This window comes from Avibacterium endocarditidis (assembly GCF_965138825.1).
Classification (GTDB): Bacteria; Pseudomonadota; Gammaproteobacteria; order Enterobacterales; family Pasteurellaceae; genus Avibacterium; species Avibacterium endocarditidis.
On sequence record NZ_CBCSDH010000015.1, the window covers coordinates 29,475 to 51,589 of the forward strand.

General features: G+C 41.7%; 20 protein-coding genes and 1 pseudogene. 11 read left to right on the forward strand and 10 right to left on the reverse strand.

Annotated elements, in window-relative coordinates:
* Window positions 1–324 precede the first annotated feature (324 nt).
* Together mioC and ACNAV8_RS09040 are read right to left on the reverse strand one after the other, a co-directional pair.
* Complete coding sequence (mioC, locus tag ACNAV8_RS09035; RefSeq protein ID WP_103855676.1) at window positions 325–768, reverse strand: FMN-binding protein MioC; 444 nt, start codon at window positions 766–768, stop codon at window positions 325–327.
* Between the two features lie 60 nt (window positions 769–828).
* On the reverse strand, window positions 829–1,047 hold the full coding sequence (locus tag ACNAV8_RS09040) for a cell division protein ZapB (protein ID WP_103854316.1): 219 nt from the start codon (window positions 1,045–1,047) through the stop codon (window positions 829–831).
* A gap of 155 nt (window positions 1,048–1,202) precedes the next feature.
* Here ACNAV8_RS09040 and glpX point away from each other — a divergent pair, with 155 nt between their 5' ends.
* Window positions 1,203–2,216, forward strand: coding sequence for a class II fructose-bisphosphatase (glpX, locus tag ACNAV8_RS09045; RefSeq protein ID WP_103855677.1), 1,014 nt, complete (start codon window positions 1,203–1,205; stop codon window positions 2,214–2,216).
* Window positions 2,217–2,438: 222 nt separating this feature from the next.
* Window positions 2,439–4,871, forward strand: coding sequence for a DNA topoisomerase (ATP-hydrolyzing) subunit B (gene gyrB, locus ACNAV8_RS09050; RefSeq protein WP_415777600.1), 2,433 nt, complete (start codon window positions 2,439–2,441; stop codon window positions 4,869–4,871).
* A gap of 101 nt (window positions 4,872–4,972) precedes the next feature.
* On the opposite strand, the gene ACNAV8_RS09055 is transcribed toward gyrB, so the two are convergent.
* The 7 genes from ACNAV8_RS09055 to ACNAV8_RS09085 all read right to left on the reverse strand — a co-directional run bounded on the left by ACNAV8_RS09055 (window position 4,973) and on the right by ACNAV8_RS09085 (window position 11,252).
* On the reverse strand, window positions 4,973–6,406 hold the full coding sequence (locus ACNAV8_RS09055; protein ID WP_415777601.1) for a cytochrome-c peroxidase: 1,434 nt from the start codon (window positions 6,404–6,406) through the stop codon (window positions 4,973–4,975).
* Between the two features lie 313 nt (window positions 6,407–6,719).
* A complete protein-coding gene (locus ACNAV8_RS09060) occupies window positions 6,720–6,815 on the reverse strand; it encodes a methionine/alanine import family NSS transporter small subunit (RefSeq protein ID WP_103854320.1) in 96 nt (31 codons plus the stop codon).
* A 1-nt stretch (window position 6,816) separates the two neighbouring features.
* Window positions 6,817–8,337 (reverse strand): sodium-dependent transporter, encoded by a 1,521-nt coding sequence (locus tag ACNAV8_RS09065; RefSeq protein ID WP_103855680.1) that lies wholly within the window; start codon window positions 8,335–8,337, stop codon window positions 6,817–6,819.
* A 340-nt stretch (window positions 8,338–8,677) separates the two neighbouring features.
* Window positions 8,678–9,508 (reverse strand): shikimate dehydrogenase, encoded by an 831-nt coding sequence (gene aroE, locus ACNAV8_RS09070; protein WP_103855681.1) that lies wholly within the window; start codon window positions 9,506–9,508, stop codon window positions 8,678–8,680.
* Window positions 9,509–9,519: 11 nt separating this feature from the next.
* On the reverse strand, window positions 9,520–10,083 hold the full coding sequence (gene tsaC / locus ACNAV8_RS09075; RefSeq protein ID WP_103855682.1) for an L-threonylcarbamoyladenylate synthase type 1 TsaC: 564 nt from the start codon (window positions 10,081–10,083) through the stop codon (window positions 9,520–9,522).
* A complete protein-coding gene (locus tag ACNAV8_RS09080) occupies window positions 10,076–10,639 on the reverse strand; it encodes a DNA topoisomerase family protein (RefSeq protein WP_415777602.1) in 564 nt (187 codons plus the stop codon). The genes tsaC and ACNAV8_RS09080 overlap by 8 nt, the downstream gene beginning before the upstream one ends.
* A complete protein-coding gene (locus tag ACNAV8_RS09085; protein WP_103855683.1) occupies window positions 10,632–11,252 on the reverse strand; it encodes a Maf family protein in 621 nt (206 codons plus the stop codon). The genes ACNAV8_RS09080 and ACNAV8_RS09085 overlap by 8 nt, the downstream gene beginning before the upstream one ends.
* Before the next feature lie 151 nt (window positions 11,253–11,403).
* Between ACNAV8_RS09085 and ACNAV8_RS09090 the strand changes: the two genes are divergently transcribed.
* The gene (locus ACNAV8_RS09090; RefSeq protein ID WP_415777603.1) at window positions 11,404–13,023 is read left to right on the forward strand and encodes a DNA recombination protein RmuC; all 1,620 of its coding nucleotides are present in this window, start codon (window positions 11,404–11,406) and stop codon (window positions 13,021–13,023) included.
* Window positions 13,024–13,101: 78 nt separating this feature from the next.
* Window positions 13,102–13,638 (forward strand): TIGR00645 family protein, encoded by a 537-nt coding sequence (locus tag ACNAV8_RS09095; RefSeq protein ID WP_115248866.1) that lies wholly within the window; start codon window positions 13,102–13,104, stop codon window positions 13,636–13,638.
* Window positions 13,639–13,672: 34 nt separating this feature from the next.
* On the opposite strand, the gene mutS is transcribed toward ACNAV8_RS09095, so the two are convergent.
* Window positions 13,673–16,255 carry a DNA mismatch repair protein MutS gene (mutS, locus tag ACNAV8_RS09100; RefSeq protein ID WP_415777604.1) on the reverse strand — a complete coding sequence of 861 codons (2,583 nt, stop codon included), beginning with the start codon at window positions 16,253–16,255 and terminating at the stop codon, window positions 13,673–13,675.
* A gap of 319 nt (window positions 16,256–16,574) precedes the next feature.
* On the opposite strand from mutS, the gene recA reads away from it, so the two are divergent.
* The 7 genes and pseudogenes from recA to ACNAV8_RS09135 form a co-directional block, all read left to right on the forward strand.
* Window positions 16,575–17,642: a recombinase RecA gene (gene recA / locus ACNAV8_RS09105; RefSeq protein WP_415777605.1), complete on the forward strand. Its 1,068-nt coding sequence runs from the start codon at window positions 16,575–16,577 to the stop codon at window positions 17,640–17,642.
* An 86-nt stretch (window positions 17,643–17,728) separates the two neighbouring features.
* On the forward strand, window positions 17,729–18,187 hold the full coding sequence (recX, locus tag ACNAV8_RS09110; protein WP_103855685.1) for a recombination regulator RecX: 459 nt from the start codon (window positions 17,729–17,731) through the stop codon (window positions 18,185–18,187).
* A gap of 152 nt (window positions 18,188–18,339) precedes the next feature.
* Entirely contained in the window at window positions 18,340–20,055 is a 1,716-nt protein-coding gene (proS, locus tag ACNAV8_RS09115; RefSeq protein WP_103855686.1) for a proline--tRNA ligase, read from the forward strand.
* A gap of 75 nt (window positions 20,056–20,130) precedes the next feature.
* Window positions 20,131–20,421 carry a carbonic anhydrase family protein gene (locus ACNAV8_RS09120; protein ID WP_245872612.1) on the forward strand — a complete coding sequence of 97 codons (291 nt, stop codon included), beginning with the start codon at window positions 20,131–20,133 and terminating at the stop codon, window positions 20,419–20,421.
* Window positions 20,422–20,588: 167 nt separating this feature from the next.
* Window positions 20,589–21,341 (forward strand): tRNA (guanosine(46)-N7)-methyltransferase TrmB, encoded by a 753-nt coding sequence (trmB, locus tag ACNAV8_RS09125; protein ID WP_103855687.1) that lies wholly within the window; start codon window positions 20,589–20,591, stop codon window positions 21,339–21,341.
* A gap of 29 nt (window positions 21,342–21,370) precedes the next feature.
* Complete coding sequence (locus tag ACNAV8_RS09130) at window positions 21,371–21,709, forward strand: YggL family protein (RefSeq protein WP_103855688.1); 339 nt, start codon at window positions 21,371–21,373, stop codon at window positions 21,707–21,709.
* A 270-nt stretch (window positions 21,710–21,979) separates the two neighbouring features.
* Window positions 21,980–22,115, forward strand: a pseudogene (locus ACNAV8_RS09135) (IS110 family transposase); the annotation flags it as partial.

The window sequence follows — 22,115 nt, forward strand, 5'->3', positions numbered from 1 at the left end:
TTATTAATATAAGATCTCTTTTTATATATAAAGATCTTATTATGATAATTATTAGGATCGCTGATCCTTGTGTATAAGGCTAATTTTCGCTTAAAAATAAAGGGGTTAGATCCTTTTTTAGGTTGTTTAGATCACCTATTGATCTAGCTGTATATGTTGTGAGTAAAAGTGAAGGTTATCCACAATGAAGCTTTTTATTATTTTTATTTACAGAATAAATACAATATTTAGACAAGTTTTTACTAAGTTATCCACAGGGTGGTAGATAAGGGATCATTAAAAGCGAGTATGGCGATCTGATGAGATGATCATCAGATCTGAAGATTAAAGATGAGATAAAAAAGTCGGGATCCAATTTTCGGCATACTGTTCTTGATCGTCCACTGCAAGGACATCAATTTTTAAAGGATCGCAAATTTGCACCGCACTTTGTTGGGTTAAACATTCTTGCACAATGTTCACCGCATTGCAGAAGGTATCATAATCGGAATTTCCTAACCCGATCACCGCAAAGCGCAAATGAGATAAATCTGGTTTTTGTGCGCTAATTTCATCAAATAAAGGTTTAAGATTATCAGGCAATTCGCCAGCACCGTGGGTGGAAGTAACAATTAGCCAAAGATTTTCATCAGCCACTTCAGCAAAATCAGGCCCGTGCAAAAGTGCGGTGGAAATTTGCTGAGTTTCTAGCACTTGTTGTAAATGTTCAGCCACATATTCTGCACCGCCGAGGGTGCTGCCTGTTATTAAACATACTTTTTTAGTCATTTTTACTCCTAAAAAATAAGGCTTAGATAATCACCTAAGCCTTTATTTTTATTTTGAAAATTAAACGTTATCAATACGACCTAATAAAGAGCGTAAACGTTCTTGCCAGTTTTGATGTTCGCTCTTAAGCTGTTCATTCTCATTGCGTAATGATTCATTTTGTTGTTGCGCTTGGCTATTTTTTTCTTTTAATTCTTCAACTTCTAATTGAAGTAATTCAATGGTTTCAACCGCTTGTTTAATTTTTGCTTCAAGTTGGTCTAAAATTTCTAACGACATAGTGGATTCCTTTTAAAAAATGGTTAATGAACATAGATGTATGCTTATTCTACCTGAGTTTATTGATTTCGCAAAAAATTTTATCTTTTTATAACGCAATCGTTTGCGAAAGTGATAGAATACGCCGATTTTCAAACAACCAAAGGATCAAAAAAATGAATAGAGCATTAGCCATTGAATTTTCTCGAGTTACTGAAGCCGCGGCACTTGCTGGTTTTGCTTGGTTGGGGCGTGGAGATAAAAATGCTGCCGATGATGCGGCGGTGCAAGCGATGCGATTGATGTTAAATCAAATTGAAATGCGTGGCGAAGTGGTGATTGGTGAAGGCGAAATTGATGAAGCGCCAATGCTCTATATTGGAGAAAAAATTGGTACAGGGGCTGGCGAAGAAGTATCTATTGCTGTTGATCCCATTGAAGGCACAAGAATGACCGCAATGGGGCAACCGAATGCTCTTTCCGTGTTAGCCGCAGGGGGAAAAGACACCTTTTTACGCGCGCCTGATATGTATATGGAAAAATTGGTGGTTGGCCCTGAAGCCAAAGGAATGATCGACCTAAACTTACCACTGGAACAAAACTTGCGCCGTGTGGCATCAAAAATGGGTAAATTGCTTTCTCAATTAACGGTGATCACCTTAGATAAGCCGCGCCATGCGGAAGTGATCAAAAAAATGCAGCAGCTAGGCGTGAAAGTCTTAGCCATTCCCGATGGCGATGTGGCCGCGTCAATTTTATGTTGTTTGCCTGATGGTGGTGCAGATATGCTCTATGGCATTGGCGGTGCGCCTGAAGGGGTGGTGGCTGCCGCAGCCATTCGTGCTTTAGGGGGGGAAATGCAGGCGCGTTTAATTCCACGTCATCAAGTCAAAGGCAGCTCGCCAGAAAATCAATCTATTGCCGCTGATGAAATCCGCCGTTGCCAAGAAATGGGCATTGAAGTGAACCAAGTGCTGAAATTAGAAGATTTAGTGCGTGATGATAATCTTGTTTTCTCCGCCACAGGAATTACCAATGGTGATTTACTCAAAGGTATTCACCGCCGTGGCAATCTTGCTACCACAGAAACCTTGCTCATTCGTGGCCGTTCACGCACCATTCGCCGTATTCAATCGGTGCATTATTTAGACAGAAAAGACACCGCACTTTACCGTTTAATTGATGCTTAATTGAATTTTTAGTTGCTTTATGCCCATCTAGGTGGAAATTTTCCGCCTAATGGGTTTTTAACGCCAATTACCGCAGATCAAAGTGCGGTGCTTTTTTTCATTATTTTTCAATTTGTTATTTCTCTTCTCATAGCCTATTTGAGATTTTTGCGAAATTAGCCAAAAGCGCAAAAATTTGCTATAATCCGCCCAATTTTTTATCAATAAAAACAGAGAATTGTTATGTCGAATAATGTCCCAGAAAATTATGGTGCAAGTAGTATCAAAGTATTAAAAGGCCTTGATGCAGTGCGTAAACGCCCCGGTATGTACATTGGTGATACCGATGACGGAACAGGGTTACATCATATGGTTTTTGAAGTGGTGGATAACGCCATTGACGAAGCGCTTGCAGGTTATTGCTCGGACATTAACGTGATTATTCATTCTGATAATTCCGTTTCAGTGCAAGATGACGGACGTGGTATTCCGGTGGACATTCACCCTGAAGAAGGGGTTTCTGCAGCGGAAGTGATTATGACCGTATTGCACGCAGGCGGTAAATTTGATGATAACTCTTATAAGGTGTCTGGTGGTTTGCACGGCGTGGGCGTGTCGGTGGTGAATGCCTTATCCGATAAGCTACAGCTCACTATTCGCCGTCAAGGCCACGTTCACGAACAATTTTATAATTTAGGTGATCCGCAAGCGCCATTAACCATTATTGGCGAAACCAGCCAAACAGGAACTACCGTGCGTTTTTGGCCAAGCCCAAGCATTTTCACCAATATTGAATTTGAATACGATATTTTAGCAAAACGTCTGCGTGAGCTTTCTTTCTTGAACTCTGGCGTATCCATTAATTTAATTGATGAACGCACAGACAAACGCGATCACTTCCATTATGAAGGGGGTATTCAAGCATTCGTGGAATATCTCAACAAAAACAAAAATCCTATTCACCAAAAACCGTTCTATTTTTCTACTGAACGTGATGGCATTGGCATTGAAGTGGCGTTGCAATGGAACGAAGGCTATCAATCTGAGAATATTCATTGCTTCACCAATAATATTCCACAACGTGATGGAGGAACGCATTTAGCGGGCTTCCGTGCTGCCTTAACGCGTACCTTAAATGCTTATATGGAAAAATCGGGGCTGAATAAAAAAGGCAAGAACGATAAAGTAGAAACTTCAGGCGATGATGCGCGTGAAGGGTTGGTGGCGATTATTTCAGTGAAAGTGCCTGATCCAAAATTCTCATCACAAACCAAAGATAAATTGGTTTCTTCTGAAGTGAAAGGTGCGGTGGAATCGGCAATGAATGAGCGTTTGCAAGAATATTTGGAAGAAAATCCAAATGACGCCAAAATGATTGCGAGCAAAATCATTGACGCTGCACGCGCCCGTGAAGCAGCGCGCAAAGCCCGTGAAATGACACGCCGTAAAGGGGCATTAGATATTGCTGGGCTTCCAGGTAAATTAGCCGACTGCCAAGAGCGCGATCCTGCGTTATCTGAACTCTACCTTGTGGAGGGGGATTCTGCGGGCGGTTCAGCCAAACAAGGGCGCAATCGTAAAAACCAAGCGATTTTGCCATTAAAAGGGAAAATCCTAAACGTAGAAAAAGCTCGTTTTGACAAAATGCTTTCTTCGCAAGAAGTTGGCACATTAATCACCGCACTTGGCTGCGGCATTGGACGTGATGAATATAACCCAGATAAATTGCGTTATCACAGCATTATCATTATGACCGATGCGGACGTGGACGGCGCGCACATTAGCACCTTATTGCTCACCTTCTTCTATCGTCAAATGCCAGAACTCATTGAGCGTGGGCATATTTATATTGCGCAACCACCGCTTTATAAAGTGAAAAAAGGTAAACACGAAGAATATATCAAAGACGATGAAGCAATGGCGCAATATGAGCTTAATTTGGCTTTGGACGGCGCTGCACTTTACACAACAAAAGATGCGCCACCAATGAGCGGTGTCGCCTTGGAAAAATTGGTGGCTGAATATAACGGCGTACAAAAAATGATCGCGCGTTTAAGTCGCCATTATCCAGAAGCAGTGTTGAAAACCTTGATTTATCAACCTGAATTAACCACCGAACTGATGCAAAATGAAAGTGCGGTGGAATCTTGGGCAAAATCTTTGGTGGAAACCTTAACAGAAAAAGAAAGTAGCGGTAATCATTACAGCTATAAATTGCATTTCAACAGCGAACGCCATTTGCACGAAGTGGTACTCACCGTGCGTACTCACGGCGTGGATACGGAATATGTACTCGGCTTCCAATTTGCCAACGGCAATGATTATGCGCGCATTGTAAAATTAGGTTCACAATTAAACGGCTTACTTGAGCCAGATGCTTATGTCGCGCGTGGCGAACGCCAGCACCCAGTGAGTTCTTTCGAGCAAGCAGTAGAATGGCTGGTGAAAGAATCGCGCCGCGGTTTAATGGTTCAACGTTATAAAGGGTTAGGTGAAATGAACCCAGATCAGCTTTGGGAAACCACAATGGATCCTGAAACGCGCACAATGTTGCAAGTTACTATTAAAGACGCCGTGGCAGCAGATCAGCTCTTCACCACCTTAATGGGTGATGAAGTTGAACCACGCCGTGAGTTTATTGAATCTAATGCGCTACGTGCAAACCTAGATATTTAATATCTTCAATGAAGAAAAGCCACTTACGAAAATGTCAGTGGCTTTTTTATTGGGGGAAAGGGATAAATGGGCAGAATATAATTGCCCATTTTTGCATTTGGCTAGTTAGCAGAAGGTTGTTCTTTCATATTATCGTTTGTTAATGGTTTGCCTTGGTATTCTCCTGTTAGGCTATATAAGAAATCAACAATATCGCTAACTTGTTCTTTTGATAAACTTACACCACTTTGATATTTCAACATCATTTCCACTGCTTGGGTTAAATCTTGTGCATTTGCATCGTGGAAATATGGGGCGGTAAGTGCAACATTACGCAATGTTGGCACTTTAAAACGATGTTTATCATAAGGATTTTTCGTTTGTGCAAAGCGACCATCATCGGCTTCGGTTAATGGTTTATTGCGATCAGCAAAATAATCTGCTTTCAAACCCATTAATTCATAAGATTGACCACCTAAATTAACACCAGTATGGCAAGTATCACATTTATATTGGTGAAATAACGCATAACCATTTTTCTGTGCTGCAGTTAAGGCATTTTCATCACCTTGCAAATAGCGATCGAAAGGACTATTTGGGGTAATTAAGGTTTTCTCAAATTCAGCAATGGCATCTGTAATAGTTTTTTCATTAAAACCTTCGGGATAGATTTTTTCAAAGGCTTGTTTAAGTGATTCATCTTTATTGAGGTTATCAACAATTTGTTGCCAATTTTCTGCTCCCATTTCTACAGGATTTAACGGTGGTCCACCGGCTTGTTCTGCTAGGTTAGCAGCACGACCGTCCCAGAATTGAGCAAAGTTGAAAGCCGCATTATAGACAGTCGGCGCATTAATGCCTCCTTTCTGCCCTTTAATTCCAGTAGAAGTGGCAAGATTATCCACTCCGCCTGTGTTCAAACCGTGGCAACTGGCACAAGCAATAGTGCCATCGCCTGATAATGCAGTGCTGTGATAAAGCGTGTTACCTAAATCAACCTTGGCAGGATTAACGGGTAAACTTTGCGGAACAGGTTGTACAAAACGTTCAGCCGATGTGCCAGAGGTATTTGCAGGAAGTTGATATTCTTGGCGAACTTTATGAATCCAATCAAGCAAGGTTGCTTTCTCTTGATCGTTTAAACCTGATCCCCAATGCACCATTTTGAAAGAATGAATAGGCATTTCGTTATTTTGAATAACACTTTCAAGTTTCGCTAAATCTGCTGCGGAAATGCGTTGCGGTTGGTTGAGATAATCCGTGATATTATCCAGCAAAAAATGAGCTTGTCCTTGCTGAATATCTTTTTCCATTAAACTGCTAGCGATAGGCAATTTGGCATAAAATGGCATATTCGCATTGTTACTATGGCAATATTGACAGCCATTATTATATAGCAGGGTTTCAACGACACGTTGCTGCGGATCAGTAATTTGGCTTTCTTGCAAACGGCGTTGTGTTTCTTGTTTATCAAAGTGGTGGATATATGCCACCGTCCCTAGGTAAGCGGCGACACTTGCGCCAATAAATGTAAATAACCACGATTGAGGTTTCATAAGATTCTCCTTTATAGAATAGTAAGTTAGGAAACATCTCGCACAGTATTAACAATTATTAAGAAAGGAATGTTGATAGAAATCAAAAAATTTCATTGGCAAATTCTATAGATTTAATAGGTATAATTTTTGTATGGTTATTTATCCCTTTTTTATGTATGGATTTTAATCTTAAAAAGTCAAGAAAAAAGCACCGCACTTGGGTTAGGAATAACAGCTCATTTAGCAGAAGATCAATAATATTAATAAAAAAAACAGCCACTCACAGGTGGCTGTTTGATTTTATAAAGTGCGGTATTTTTCCCGCGAGTTTTTATTTATCTTTTGGCAGATTTTTGATGGAGAAAAGTAATCCGCCCCAAATAATAACCAAGGCAACGGCCATCATAATAATTGCACTAGTACTCATTTTATTGTTCCTCTTTTGCCTGTTCTTCTGGGTTAAATAACTCTTCGTGTTTCCATTTTAAGCGAGAGATTAGGAAGCTTATCACCACAAGGCTTGCCGCCATTCCCCAGCCAAAGGTATTAACGAACCAAGATGGATAGCCTTCGTAGCCTTCAGTGAACACTTTTGCTCCTTCGCTTAATAACATAAATGCAAGGATACCTGTGGTTAAAACGATACATAAACGCCATAAAAAGCCAACTTTGAAAGAAGATGTTTCGTTTAAGTGCTTGCCAAGTAAGCCTAATTTTTCGTTGGTAACGATAGCCACCAATGAAACAAACGCCACCGCAACAATACCAAAATAGTTGACGAATTTATCTAACACATCAAGCATTGGTAAGCCTGTGGTTGTACCAAATAATACGGTTGAAATTAACATCATTGGCACACCAACAAGGAAAGTGGCTTTAGCACGGCGAACGCGTAATTTATCTTGAATTGCTGAAATAATTACTTCGATTACAGAGATAAATGAAGTCAAAGCAGCGAAAGTTAATGAAGCAAAGAACAACACACCAAGCACTTTACCAAATGGTGCAGCGTTAATAATCGTTGGGAACGCAAAGAACGCCAAGCCGATACCGCCTTTTGCTACTTCGCCCACTTCTTGCCCTGACGCCGTAGCCATAAAGCCAAGCGCGGCAAACACCCCGATACCAGCTAATAATTCAAAACTACTATTGGCAAAGCCCACTACCAAGCCATTACCGGTTAAGTCAGATTCTTTTTTCAAGTAAGAGGCGTAAGTTACCATAATCCCGAAGCCGATAGAAAGGGAGAAGAAAATCTGCCCATAAGCGGCAATCCATACACTTGGATCAGAAAGTTTTGACCAGTTTGGCGTAAATAAAGCATCTAACCCTTTCGCTGCCCCCGGTAAGAATAATGATGAAGCGACCAACACCACAAACATCACTAAAAGCACAGGCATTAATACAGTGGATAGCTTTGCAATCCCTTTTTGCACGCCTAACGCCAACACACCAAGTGCCACAAGCCATACGGCAATTAACGGGCCAACCACCATACTGACAAATTCAAAACTCACACCCTGAGCAATATCGCCCATTTGCAAGAAATCGTGTAAGAAGAAATCAATTGGCTTATCACCCCAAGCGGTATTAAGAGAGAAATAGGTATAGCTCGCCGCCCAACCCAGCACAACCGCATAGTAAATCCCGATGATCACATTCACCATAACTTGCCACCAACCGAAAGTTTCAAAATGGCGACTGAAACGGCGATAAGACAACGGTGCACCCCCACGGTGGCGATGCCCAATGGCATAATCTAAGAATAAAAATGGAATTCCTGCGGTTAAAAGCGCAATAAGATAAGGAATAATGAATGCACCACCACCGTTTTCATAAGTGGTATAAGGAAAACGCCAAATGTTTCCTAAACCCACGGCAGATCCGATGGCGGCAAAAATAAATGCACGACTGCCCGAAAAGGTTTCGCGTTTTGCTGACTGTGTCATATTTTCACCTATTTAAACGTTAAAGAAATGTTAAGGTTAGGAAATATAACGAAATATGATTTTTAGTCAATAGATAAAAATACTATAAGCAGTCCTTTTTTCTATATTTTTGTAACATAGCTAGTTTTAAATTTTGTTAAAAATTTTATTTTTAGATTAATATTCTAAAACAAGGCTATTCATAAGTAATCGTGCTAAAAAGCCTATCTTCTCCCCACATAAAAAACTAGCTTAAAAAAATGCAAAAAATTTTGTAAAAATGGCTGTACTTTCTTTACACTTAGCCTATAAAAAACAAACCTAGCCATCAAGCTAGGTTTTTTATTGGAATGAAATCGGATTAAAGTTCATCAAACAAAGGTGCTACATCAGGCATTACACCGCGCCATAAATAAAAGGCGTGGGCGGCTTGGCCGACTAGCATACCGAAGCCATCGCTGTAATGTTGTGCGCCTTGTTGTTTGGCGAGGGCGATAAATGGCGTGTCTGCGCCTTTGCTGTATTGCATATCGTACACCGCACTGGCTTGTTTTAAAATGTCGGGATCAATCGCCACGGTTTTGCCTTGTAAGCCGAGCGAAGTAGCATTGATGATAAGATCAAATTTTTGCACGGGAATGTCCGCAAGGGTACAGCCTTGAATATTGCCGTAGGCGCTAAATTTTTCCGCCAATTCTGTAGCTTTGGCTAAGGTGCGGTTGGCCACAAGAATAGTTTGCTCTGCTTGTAATAAGGGAAACAACACGCCTTTGGTTGCGCCACCTGCGCCTAAAATCAGCACGGATTGTTGTGGTTTGAGCCAGCCTAAACGCTGTAAATCGCTCACCAGCCCTGCTCCGTCTGTATTATCCGCATAAAGTGTGCCATCGGCGAGTTTTTTTAACGTATTACAAGCACCCGCCAGCAAGCAACGTTCGCTGTGTTGAGCGGCTAGCTTAAACGCACGCTCTTTAAATGGTGCAGTGATGTTGCAGCCTTTCGCCCCTTCAGCAAAAAAGGCAAGCAGTTGCTGTTCAAACTGTTGCTCATCACCAAGCATTGCTACATAGTCTAAATCTTGCTGCGTTTGCTCAGCAAAAATGCGATGAATTTGTGGGGATTTACTTTGTGCAATGGGGTTGCCCCACACGGCATACAGATCTTTGCCTTTGTTATTGATAGCTTTATTCATAAAAATCCTTATTAACCTTGACGAAAAAGTTGTTGGGTAAATAGATCGCGTATTTCTGAAGGGTTTTGCGCCGTGCCGATAGCCATTTCTAACACAGGAAAGTGATCGCCAAATTGCGCTTTCACTTCCGCTGCCGTGCGACAAGGTGGCAAGCCGGTTAAATTGGCGCTGGTGGAGGTGAGCGCAAAGCCTGCCTGTTCGCAAAGCAGTTTTACCGCAGGGTGATCGCTGATGCGCACGGCAATGGTGGAAAATTGCCCTGTGAGAAATTTCGGCGTATCGGCTTTTGCTGGCACAACCCAAGTGGTCGGGCGATCATAATGGGCGTTTAAGCGCTGCCAGTGCTGTTCGGAAAGCTGGCGTTCATCGATAAAAGGCAGCAGAAAATCCAAACTTGGCGCAATTAAAATCAAGCCTTTTTCCACAGGGCGCTGCTTCAAAATTAATAATTTTTGCACCGCACTTTCGCTAAGCGGATTACAGCCTAAGCCAAACACCGCCTCGGTGGGATAGGCAATCACGTCGTTTTGCTTTAATCGCTCAACCAGTTGAGCCACATTCTGTTCGTTATTCATCTTCTGTTTCAAATTGATGACGGCACGCCTTGTTGGCGCACAACCAAGTGCGACGCAAAGTGCGGTCGGTTTTTTCTTCTTTTTTCAGCGTGCTAATGGGGTACGCGCATTGCGGACAAGGCACGGCATAGGGCTGGCTGGCAAGGGTGAATTTGCATTTTGGAAATTGATCGCAGCCGTAAAACACCTTGCCTTGTCGCCCGCGTCGGGGCACCAGCTTGCCCTTTCCACAAGCAGGGCAAGGCAAATGTTGTTGCTCGGGTTCGAGTTCTTCGTGAACGATATAATCACAGTGCGGATAATCGCTGCACCCGATGAACATACCAAATTGCCCTTGTTTTAATTGCAAAAAATGACCGCACTTTGGACAATGTTGATCTAAGTCTTTCAATATTTTGCTTTCGTGAGCGGGCTGTAATGGCTTGATAAAATCGCATTGCGGATAGGCGCTGCAGCCTAAAAATAAGCCTTTTTTGCCCTTTTTAATTTGCAGCAACGCGCCACATTGTGGGCAATGTTCTTCGTGCTTGGTGGCTTGGAATAGGCTTTTACTCATTGCATTGCTCACTTGAACCTAATAAATCAACCCCAACTTGACGCAGCAATTCTGCCGTTTCAAACACAGGCAAGCCCATCACACCGCTGAAACTACCTTCAATATGAGAAATAAAGATGCCGCCCATACCTTGAATGCCATAAGCGCCCGCTTTATCCATTGGCTCGCCTGTGCGGATATAAGCGGAAATTTCTTGTTCTTTCAAAGGGTTAAAGGTTACTTGGCTGGTTTGCACAAGGCTATGTTTTTGATCAAGCAAGCTGACACACACCGCGGTTAGCACTTGGTGCGTGCGAGCGGATAGTTGCTCCAGCATTTGCTGAGCGTGCAAGGTGGTTTGTGGTTTGCCGAGAATTTGTTGATCGCACACCACAATGGTATCTGCGGAAAGAATCGGCAAGTGCGGTAGAAAATTCGGCTGATTTTGCAGTGCCTGACGTGCGGCGTGGTTTTTCTCACCCGCCATTCGGGCGACATAATCCGCTGGCAATTCATTGATTTTCGGCGTTTCATCAATATCAGCATTAAAGGTGGCAACGCATAGCCCCAACTGCTGTAAAAGTTGCAAACGGCGTGGGCTTTGCGAGGCGAGATAAAGTTGTGGATTTGACATAATTACCGCGTTAAAAAAATGCTAAAATAAGGCTATACTTTATTATAGTTTGCTAGAAATTTCATCTGAAAAATCCACCGCACTTTTATTTAGCCAAAAGTGCGGTGTGCATTTTCAGCATTATTTCATCACTCGCATTTTAGGAAAAAGAATGATCGAATTAACCCAATCTCAATGGCTTTATATGGTGATTTTTTTGTTGATTGTTTGCCTTGTGCTGTTTTTTGTTAGTGCAAAACATCAGCGTGATAAACAAGAATTAGCACAGGATTTAAATAAAAACATCAATGATTTCAATCAGCTACTCGAAAAATATGAAACCCTCTCACAGCTTAAAAATCAGCTTGAACAAGATAAAGTGAAAGCGGAAACCAACGCGGAGGGGTTGCAAGTACGGCTTGGGGAGCGTGATGAAAAAATCACCTATTTGCAACAAGAATTGGACGAAGAGCGGGCGCGCCATAATGATGCCACCTCGCAAGTTTCCACAATGAAAGAGCGTTTTGGTATTGCCACCGCCCAAGTGCATAGCTTGCAAACCCAGCTCAACCGCAACCGCGAAGAACTCAGCCAAAAACAACAAGAATGTGCAAATTTAAGCGAAAAATCCACCGCACTTTTACAGCAACTCACGGAGCTAAAAACCAGCTTGAGCGAAAAAGAGAAACATTTTTCTCAGCAGCAAGAAGATTTTATTAAAACCAAACAACAACTTAGCGTGGAATTTCAAAATTTAGCCAATCGCATTTTAGAGGAAAAAAGCCAGCGTTTCGAGCAAACCAATCAAGCCAGCCTCGATGCGTTATTGAAGCCGTTCCGTGAGCAAATTGAGGGCTTCCAAAAGCGGGTGAATGATATTCATTCGGAATCCTTAAAAGGGAATGCCAATTTAGAAGCGGAGATCAAAAAAGTTCTTGAGATTGGGTTGAATATGTCGCAAGAAGCGAATAATCTCACTTCTGCCTTAAAAGGGGAAAAGAAAACCCTCGGCAACTGGGGCGAAATTCAGCTTGAGCGCGCCTTGCAGTTAGCAGGCTTGGTGGAAAACGATCATTATAAAGCGCAAGATCATTTCCGTAATGCAGAGGGCAAATCCAATTATCCAGATTTTGTGGTGTATTTACCTGACAACAAACATTTGATTATTGACAGCAAAATGTCCTTAGTTGCCTATGAAAATGCGGTGAGTGCCGACAATGAGCAAGCTCAGCAACAATTTCTGCGTGAGCATCATAAGGCGATTAAAAACCATATTGATGAGCTTTCGCGCAAGGATTACAGCAATTTAATTGGCGTGCATAGCCCGAATTTTGTGCTGATGTTCATTGCCGTTGAGCCTGCTTATATTGAAGCGATGAAGCAAGACAGCAACTTGTTTAATTATGCCTATGAAAAGAATGTCATTTTAGTGTCGCACACCACCTTAATGCCGATTTTACGCACCGTGGCGAACCTATGGCGCATTGAGCGCGGTAATGCAGAAGCGCGTGAAATTAGTGGCAAGGCTGGGGATATTTATAACCAAATGTGCTTGGTGGCGGAGCGTTTGGCTAAATTGGGTAACAGTTTGGCAACCGTGAGCGGGCATTATAATCACGCGGTTACCGCCTTTGCTGGGCAACAAGGCTTAGCAGGAAAAATTGAACGATTTAAAGATTTTTCTGCCAAAGCCAACAAAGTGATGCCACAGGTGGAATTGCTGCATAATGACCTTGATTTAGCCAAATTAAGCGCCATTTCAGCAGAACAAATTGAACAGGAAAAGCATTGATATTTTGCCTAAAAACAGGTAACTTCAGCGCCCATTAATGAAAAGAGAACAACATTAGCAATAGAAAATAGGACATTTATGCAACATTCGTCTTCAACTAAATACAAAACCCCCACATTATTTAGCCAGATTATTTTCGCCAGCCGTTGGCTGCAACTGCCGATTTATCTTGGTCTGATCGTGGTGCAAGGCATTTACGCCTACAAATTTATGAAATCCCTATGGGAACTCATCACCAACCTGCAAGAGTTGGATTCCAACGCCATTATGCTTTCCGTGTTAAATCTGATTGATGTGGTGATGATCGCCAATTTGTTGGTTATGGTGATTGTGGGCGGTTACGAGATTTTCGTTTCCAAGCTGCATACCGAGGGCCACCCAGATGAACCTGAATGGTTAAGCCACGTTAATGCTTCCGTGTTGAAAGTGAAACTTTCTATGTCGATCATCAGTATTTCGTCTATCCATATGCTACAAACTTTCGTCAATGCAGCAAATATGCCAGAAAAAACGATGATGTGGCAATTATTGCTTCATTTAGGCTTTTTGATTTCCGCTATCGCAATGGCTTATACGGATAAAATCTTGTATAGCACCAGCCATAAAAATCATTAATTTTTCCACCGCTCTTTATAAAAGAGCGGTTTTTCTATCCGCGTTGCATTTTCTTTAATTGATATAAATAAGAAAGCGCCTGCTTCGGACTCATTTCATCAGGATCAAGATTTTCAATCATCTGCCATAGCGCATCTTTATGCTCGTTTTCTTCCATTAACAACAGTTCGCCTTGCCTCTGTTGTTGCATTGCTTCTGCATTTAACTGATTGTTTTGTTGGGAGAATTTTTCTAACTGCGCCAGTTTTTGTTTGGCGAGTTTAATCACCGATTGCGGAACGCCTGCCAATGCCGCCACCGCCAAACCGTAACTTTTACTTGCCGCGCCTTCTTGCACCGCGTGCATAAAGGCGATGGTGTCGTTATGCTCCACCGCATCTAAATGCACGTTGGCAATGCCTTTTAACTGCTCAGGCAAAACAGTCAGCTCAAAATAATGCGTGGCAAATAAGGTAAGCGATCGTACTTTTTGTGCAAGCCATTCCGCACAAGCCCAAGCAAGGGAAAGCCCGTCATAGGTGGACGTGCCGCGCCCAATTTCATCAATAAGCACTAAGCTGTTTGCGCTGGCTTGATGCAAAATATTTGCCATTTCTGTCATTTCCACCATAAAGGTTGAGCGCCCTGAAGCCAGATCATCTGATGCGCCAATACGTGTGAAAATGCGATCGATTGGGCCGATCATAGCACTTTCTGCTGGTACAAAAGATCCCATATAAGCCATTAGCGTGATCAATGCAGTTTGACGCATATAGGTGCTTTTTCCCCCCATATTCGGGCCAGTTATGATCAATAAATGACGATCAGCACTCAGTTTTACTGGGTTGGCAATAAACGGATTTTTGGACACCTGTTCCACCACAGGGTGGCGGCCATTTTGAATATCTACGCCAATTTCATCGCTAAAGGTTGGTGCAACATAGTTCAGGGTTTCTGCCCGTTCAGCTAAGTTGGTTAGCACATCTAATTCTGCCAAAGCAAGGCTTGCTAGCTGTAATGCGCCTAAGTGTGGTAATAATTCATCGAAAATTTCTTCATAAAGTTGTTTTTCTAGCGCTAGTGCGGCACCTTTGGCTTTCAGCACCTTGTCTTCATAGGTTTTCAATTCCGGAATGATATAACGTTCCGCATTTTTGAGTGTTTGGCGACGAACATAGTGAATAGGCGCTTTATGTACTTGCCCTTGTGGAATTTGAATATAATAGCCGTGTACCGCATTAAAACCAATTTTTAGGGTGTCAATGCCGCTGCTTTGTCGCTCCCGTTGCTCTAGCTCTTCTAAATAGCGGGTTGCGCCGTCCGAAAGAGAGCGCCATTCATCAAGTTCTGCGTTAAAGCCTTCTGCAATCACGCCACCATCACGAATCAACAAAGGGGGATTTTCAATAATCGCGCGTTCTAATAGATCTAATTGCGCTGAAAAATCGGAAATTTGTTGAGAAAATGCAGCAAATTGCGGACAATGTTGTTGATTAAGATAATCTTGAATTGCAGGAATTTGCGCGAGCGCGGTGCGTAAACGGGTGAGATCCCGTGGACGCGCTGAACGCAATGCCACGCGCGCTAAAATCCGTTCCATATCCCCCACTTGTTGCAAGTGCGGTTGAAATTCTGCCACTAAATCCTGTTGCAAAATTTGACTGATGGTTTGTTGGCGTAAGGTTAATTTTTCACGATCGCGAATCGGTTGGTGAATCCAACGTTTCAGCAAACGACTCCCCATTGGGGTAACACATTTGTCTAGCACGGAAGCAAGGGTATGCTCTGTGCCACCTGCTAAATTTTGGGTGAGTTCTAAATTCCGTCTTGTGGCGGCATCTAATTGAATATTCTCATTATTTTGTACCAAACTGATGCTTTGAATATGGGGCAACGCGGTGCGCTGAGTTTCCTTGGCATATTGTAACAAACATCCCGCAGCGCAAAGCCCAAGGGGGGATTTTTCCACCCCAAAGGCGCGCAAATCTTGCGTACCAAATTGACGATTAAGCTGCTCAATGGCAGTTTTTAATTCAAATTCCCAAATGGGACGGCGGCGTAAGCCCTTTGCATTTTCAATTAAATAACGATCTTCAAAATCTTCACAATAAAGCAATTCCACAGGTTGAATGCGCTGTAATTCCGCCTGCAAACTTTCTTTGCTAGCAGGCTCACTCAACTGAAAACGCCCCGATGCCATATCCAAAGTTGCCAAGCCAAATTTGTCTTTTTCCTGATAAACCGCGGCAATCAAATTATCCTGACGTTCGGGCAACAAGGCTTCATCACTGATTGTTCCGGGGGTAACAATCCGCACAATTTGGCGTTCCACCGGCCCTTTTGCCGTGGCAGGATCGCCCACTTGCTCGCAAATCGCCACACTTTCGCCAAGCTGAACTAATTTCGCTAAATAGCCCTCCACCGCGTGATAGGGCACACCCGCCATAGGAATAGGCTGCCCTGCCGACTGCCCACGTTTGGTCAAGGAAATATCCAACAATGCCGCCGCTTTTTTTGCATCATCATAAAATAATTCATAAAAATCCCCCATTCGATAAAACAGCAAAATCTCAGGATTTTCTGCTTTCAATCGAAGGTACTGCTGCATCATTGGGGTGTGTTGTTCAAAATTAGTCATCAGGTTTGCTCAATCTGTTATTTTAAATTTAGACAAATTATAACGAAATTTTTCTTATTTGATACTGTAGGAATTATTTTGCTGTCAGCTCATTAATCAGCTTTGTATGTTGAAATAGCAGATCGCCCCTATTAGCCTCATTAATTTGAAGTATAAACGTATTATCTGGAACACAGTTCACAAAATAGAAAAAAGATCAAAATTTTACTTGATACTGTATATCAATACAGCTATATTATGCAGCAGTTTTGATGATGAATTTATAAGGACAAGCAAAATGGCTAAAGAAGATAAAGCAAAAAAAAGTGAGAAACCACAAATTACTACTCAAGAAGAAAAACAAAAAGCCCTTGCTGCGGCGTTAGGTCAAATTGAAAAACAATTTGGTAAAGGTTCAATTATGAAATTGGGGGAAACCCAAGATTTGGATATTGAATCTATTTCCACAGGTTCTCTGGGGTTAGATATTGCCTTAGGTATCGGTGGCTTGCCAATGGGGCGTATCGTAGAAATTTACGGGCCAGAATCTTCAGGGAAAACCACATTAACCCTTTCTGTTATCGCGCAAGCACAAAAATTAGGCAAAACCTGTGCCTTTATTGATGCAGAACACGCTTTAGATCCAATTTATGCGGCAAAACTTGGCGTTGATGTCAAAAAATTGCTCGTTTCTCAGCCTGACAACGGTGAAGAAGCATTAGAAATTTGTGATGCGTTGGTACGTTCTGGTGCGATTGACGTGGTGATTGTGGACTCCGTAGCCGCCCTTACGCCAAAAGCAGAAATTGAAGGGGATATGGGTGATGCGCACGTTGGTTTACAAGCGCGTTTAATGTCGCAAGCCCTGCGTAAACTCACCGGACAAATCAAAAACTCCAACTGCCTTGTGATTTTCATCAACCAAATTCGTATGAAAATTGGCGTAATGTTTGGTAACCCAGAAACCACCACTGGCGGTAATGCATTGAAATTCTATTCTTCTGTGCGCTTAGATATTCGTCGTACTGGTGCGGTGAAAAATGGCGATGAAATCATTGGTAACGAAACTCGTGTGAAAGTGGTGAAAAACAAAGTTGCCCCGCCATTCCGTCAAGTTGATTTCCAAATCCTTTACGGTGAAGGCATTTCACGCAATGGTGAGTTAATTGAATTAGGCGTAAAACATAAATTAGTTGATAAATCAGGCGCGTGGTTCTCTTATAACGGAGAAAAAATTGGTCAAGGAAAAGCCAATGCAATGAAATGGTTGGCAGAACACCCTGAACAAGCCGAAGAATTAGAAAATAAATTACGCGAAGAACTTTTAGCAAACCCAGACAAATCTCTCATTGCGGATATTGAAGCGGATCAAAATGAAGACATTGCAGAAATGGATTCTGAATTTTAATCCCTTTGATTAAATCATCTTCAAAAAAGTGCGGTAATTTTTGACCGCACTTTTTCTAACAGCAATTTAGGAATCAATGAGAAAAAATGGCATCATTGGCATTAAATTATGTGGTGAACTTGCTCTCCCGCCGCGAATATAGTGAATATGAATTGCGTTGCAAAATGCAAGAAAAAGCCTTCACAGAAGCAGAAATTGAACAGGCTTTAGCGATTTGTCAGGAAAAAAATTGGCAAAGTGATCGCCGTTTTACAGAAAATTATTTACATTACCGATCACAAAAAGGCTATGGACTTAATCGAATTAAACAAGAGCTTTTTCAACTCAAAGGTATTTCTTCAGAGATCGTAGAAGACGTGTTAGCAGAAATGGACATTGATTGGTTTGAGATTGCTCATTCTGTGTTACGCAAAAAATTCCCCCATTATGTGCAAGAGCAAGATTTCAAAATGAAACAAAAAATCTGGCGCTATATGCTTTCACACGGTTTTCAAAGTGAAGAATTTGCCGATTTAGTCGGCTCAGGCGAAAACGAATTTTACTAAGACACAGCATTCACTGCCCCTTTCTTTATTTATGCTTTCCAAGGCTTTCTACAAAATATTGGCACAAATGGCCCTTTCTTCTTTGAGTGAACTTAACTCAATGATAAACTAACGCCAATTTTTGTCTTAAATAATTAATATAGGAAACAACAATGCGAGCGAGTCGATATTTATTTGCTACTTTAAAAGAAACCCCGAATGATGCACAGGTGGTGAGCCATCAATTAATGTTGCGTGCTGGAATGGTTCGCCCTTTAGCGTCAGGGCTTTACAACTGGTTGCCTACAGGCTTGCGTGTACTGAAAAAAGTGGAAAATATTGTCCGTGAAGAAATGAATAAAAGCGGTGCGATCGAAGTTGAAATGCCTGTTGTTCAACCAGCTGAATTATGGCAAGAATCGCAACGCTGGGAGCAATATGGCCCAGAATTATTACGCTTCCAAGATCGCGGACAACGTGATTTTGTGCTTGGTCCAACACACGAAGAAGTGATTACCGATTTAGTTCGCCGTGAAGTGAGTTCTTATAAGCAACTTCCACTGAATTTATACCAAATTCAAACCAAATTCCGTGACGAAGTGCGTCCACGTTTTGGGGTAATGCGTGGTCGTGAATTTTTAATGAAAGATGCCTATTCTTTCCACACCACAAAAGAAAGTTTGCAAGAAACCTATGACATAATGTACCAAACTTACAGCAATATTTTCACCCGTCTAGGTTTAGATTTCCGCGCGGTGCAGGCGGATACCGGTTCTATCGGCGGCAGCGCATCACACGAATTCCAAGTATTAGCACAAAGTGGTGAAGATGATATTGTGTTCTCCACAGAATCTGATTTTGCGGCGAATATTGAACTTGCCGAAGCAGTGGCACAAGGCGAACGTGGCACGCCAACTCAGTCAATGGAATTAGTGGATACGCCAAATGCCAAAACCATTAACGAATTGGTGGAACAATTCAATGTGCCAGTAGAAAAAACCGTGAAAACCTTGATTGTAAAAGGTGCAAATGAAGAACAACCATTAATTGCGTTAATCATTCGTGGCGATCACAATTTGAATGAAATCAAAGCGCAAAAATTAGCGCAAGTGGCTGAACCGCTTGAATTTGCCGATGAAGCGGAAATTAAAGCCAAAATCGGCGCAAGCGTTGGCTCTCTTGGCCCTGTTAATTTGCCGATCCCAGCTATTATTGATCGAAGTGTGGCATTAATGAGTGATTTTTCGGCAGGCGCAAACATTGATGGTAAACATTATTTCAATATCAACTGGGAACGTGATGTGCCAATGCCAGAAGTGGCAGATTTACGCAATGTGGTAGAAGGTGATCTAAGCCCTGATGGCAAAGGTTCATTGTTAATCAAGCGCGGTATTGAAGTGGGACATATTTTCCAACTTGGCACAAAATATTCAGAAGCAATGAAAGCTACCGTACAAGGCGAAGATGGCCGCCCACAAACAATGATTATGGGCTGTTACGGTATTGGTGTTAGCCGTGTGGTTGCCGCAGCGATCGAACAAAGCCACGATGAACGTGGGATTATCTGGCCAACGGACGCGATTGCACCATTTACCGTAGCAATCGTGCCAATGAATATGCACAAATCAGAAAGCGTGCAAGAATTTGCCGAAAATTTATACCGCACTTTAAGTGCTGAAGGGATTGAAGTGATTTTTGATGATCGTAAAGAGCGTCCAGGAGTAATGTTTGCTGATATGGAACTTATTGGTGTGCCACATATGATTGTAATCGGCGAAAAAAATCTGCAAAATGGCGAAATTGAATATAAAAATCGTCGTACAGGGGAAAAACAGATGATCAATAAAGATCAGTTGGTGGAATTTGTGAAGCAACAAATTAAATACTAAAGAAAGTTGTTGGGTGGCAAAAGCTGCCCAATTTTTTGTCTAAAATTTGTGAAAAAAGCACCGCACTTACTTCTTTTGATTGTTTTTATCCAGCTAGAAGAATTACTGCATAACCCTTTGAATGTTAATGAAAAAATGGCACAGGCACAGCCATTAGACATCACAAAATTGCTGCCGCGAAGTAAAGGACATTACCGTCTTAATGGCTCGCTCACCACGCCGCCTTGTAGCGAAGGGGTAAATTGGGTGGTTTTACAGCAACCTATCAGTGCAAGCAGTGAGCAGATTCGATCATTATCACATACATTAGGGAATAACAATCGCCCTGTACAACCAATTAACGCTCGAATTGTCGTAAGCGAATAAATGTAAAGAGGGCATTTTTAAGCCCTCATTTCTTATTATTTTTGATCGAAATTTTCCCATTTTTTTACCGCACTTTTTTCTTGCGCGATCTTGCCCTAAAACATAGAATAGCCCTTTAAAAAATGGCATAGCTCATTTTATAAACGATATTGAGTAGTAGATTTTCAATGACAGAACAACAAACTAGCTTTGCGGATCAAAAACGCAAAACCGTTGAAACCGCTGAATTTACCGCTGACGGACGCTACAAACGTAAAGTGCGTAGTTTCGTGTTGCGTACAGGGCGATTAAGCGATTTTCAACGTAATATGATGAATGAATATTGGCCGATTTATGGCTTATCACATCAAACTGAACCTTTTGATTTTAAAAAGATTTATGGCAACGACAAGCCTGTTATTTTAGAAATTGGTTTTGGAATGGGAAAATCCCTAGTGGAAATGGCAGAGCAAAATCCAGATAAAAATTATCTAGGAATTGAAGTGCATACCCCCGGTGTGGGCGCGTGCATTGCTTATGCTGTGGAAAAGAAGGTAAAAAATCTACGCGTTATTTGCCACGATGCCACAGAAATTTTACGCGATTGCATTGCCGATGGCAGCCTTGCTGGCTTACAGCTTTTTTTCCCCGACCCTTGGCATAAAGCGAAGCATCATAAACGCCGCATTGTACAGCCGCATTTTGTGCAAACTGTCTGCCAAAAGCTCGCCAACCAAGGCTTTATTCATATGGCAACAGACTGGGAAAATTATGCGGAACAAATGTTAGACGTATTGCAAAATAATCCACAGTTACGCAATACTTCCGCCACAAAAGACTATATTCCACGCCCTGAAAGCCGCCCATTGACCAAGTTTGAACAACGCGGTCATCGCTTAGGACACGGTGTATGGGATTTATATTTTATTAAAACTGAATAATATCAGCCTAGAAATACGAGGAGAAAACGATGGCTATTCAACGTAACAGAAGACAACGCAAAAAAATGCACCTTGCAGAATTCCAAGAATTAGGCTTTTTAGTAAACTGGCAATTCGCAGAAAATACCCCGATTGATAAAATTGATGAAGTTGTAGATCGTTTTATCAACGAAGTCATTCGTCCAAATGGCTTAGCTTATGAAGGTAGCGGTTATTTACATTGGGAAGGTTTAGTCTGCTTAGAAGAAATCGGAAAATGTGATGAAAGCCACCGTGAGCTAGTGAAAAACTGGTTAGAAAGCAATGGATTACAACAAATTGAAATTAGCCAACTGTTTGATATTTGGTGGGAATATCCAGCGAAATAATAAGATTGAACAGCAATCTTATTTTTATTAGTTAGAATCTAAATTATAGAGTAAAAACTGTATGCGATTTAATTTCGGATACAGTTTTTTTATTGGGTTTTATTAAGGTTGTCCTAGATTTCTTATCAATTCTGTTACATTTTCTAAGTTACTCATTTTTCTTGATTAGCGAAATTCTTAACTTCATTAGTATAATTTTTCTTCTAATTATAGAGTGTAACGTATCAGTATTGTTGCTTTTAGCCGCCATAAAACTGTACAAAAACGAACAAAGACCGAACCAACAATCTGAAAGGGATTGCGCATACCATTGAGTATTTACGTAGTTTCAGTGTGGACTTAATTGTCCTTGAAAGCACCGGTGGGCTTGAACTTCCATTAGCTAAAGCACTCCACCGCGCAGGCT

Excerpts from the sequence above, each read along its gene's own strand:
- mioC (WP_103855676.1), bottom strand. The coding sequence starts at position 768 with ATGACTAAAAAAGTATGTTTAATAACAGGCAGCACCCTCGGCGGTGCA.
- ACNAV8_RS09040 (WP_103854316.1), bottom strand. The coding sequence starts at position 1,047 with ATGTCGTTAGAAATTTTAGACCAACTTGAAGCAAAAATTAAACAAGCG.
- glpX (WP_103855677.1), top strand. The coding sequence starts at position 1,203 with ATGAATAGAGCATTAGCCATTGAATTTTCTCGAGTTACTGAAGCCGCG.
- gyrB (WP_415777600.1), top strand. The coding sequence starts at position 2,439 with ATGTCGAATAATGTCCCAGAAAATTATGGTGCAAGTAGTATCAAAGTA.
- ACNAV8_RS09055 (WP_415777601.1), bottom strand. The coding sequence starts at position 6,406 with ATGAAACCTCAATCGTGGTTATTTACATTTATTGGCGCAAGTGTCGCC.
- ACNAV8_RS09060 (WP_103854320.1), bottom strand. The coding sequence starts at position 6,815 with ATGAGTACTAGTGCAATTATTATGATGGCCGTTGCCTTGGTTATTATT.
- ACNAV8_RS09065 (WP_103855680.1), bottom strand. The coding sequence starts at position 8,337 with ATGACACAGTCAGCAAAACGCGAAACCTTTTCGGGCAGTCGTGCATTT.
- aroE (WP_103855681.1), bottom strand. The coding sequence starts at position 9,508 with ATGAATAAAGCTATCAATAACAAAGGCAAAGATCTGTATGCCGTGTGG.
- tsaC (WP_103855682.1), bottom strand. The coding sequence starts at position 10,083 with ATGAATAACGAACAGAATGTGGCTCAACTGGTTGAGCGATTAAAGCAA.
- ACNAV8_RS09080 (WP_415777602.1), bottom strand. The coding sequence starts at position 10,639 with ATGAGTAAAAGCCTATTCCAAGCCACCAAGCACGAAGAACATTGCCCA.
- ACNAV8_RS09085 (WP_103855683.1), bottom strand. The coding sequence starts at position 11,252 with ATGTCAAATCCACAACTTTATCTCGCCTCGCAAAGCCCACGCCGTTTG.
- ACNAV8_RS09090 (WP_415777603.1), top strand. The coding sequence starts at position 11,404 with ATGATCGAATTAACCCAATCTCAATGGCTTTATATGGTGATTTTTTTG.
- ACNAV8_RS09095 (WP_115248866.1), top strand. The coding sequence starts at position 13,102 with ATGCAACATTCGTCTTCAACTAAATACAAAACCCCCACATTATTTAGC.
- mutS (WP_415777604.1), bottom strand. The coding sequence starts at position 16,255 with ATGACTAATTTTGAACAACACACCCCAATGATGCAGCAGTACCTTCGA.
- recX (WP_103855685.1), top strand. The coding sequence starts at position 17,729 with ATGGCATCATTGGCATTAAATTATGTGGTGAACTTGCTCTCCCGCCGC.
- proS (WP_103855686.1), top strand. The coding sequence starts at position 18,340 with ATGCGAGCGAGTCGATATTTATTTGCTACTTTAAAAGAAACCCCGAAT.
- trmB (WP_103855687.1), top strand. The coding sequence starts at position 20,589 with ATGACAGAACAACAAACTAGCTTTGCGGATCAAAAACGCAAAACCGTT.
- ACNAV8_RS09130 (WP_103855688.1), top strand. The coding sequence starts at position 21,371 with ATGGCTATTCAACGTAACAGAAGACAACGCAAAAAAATGCACCTTGCA.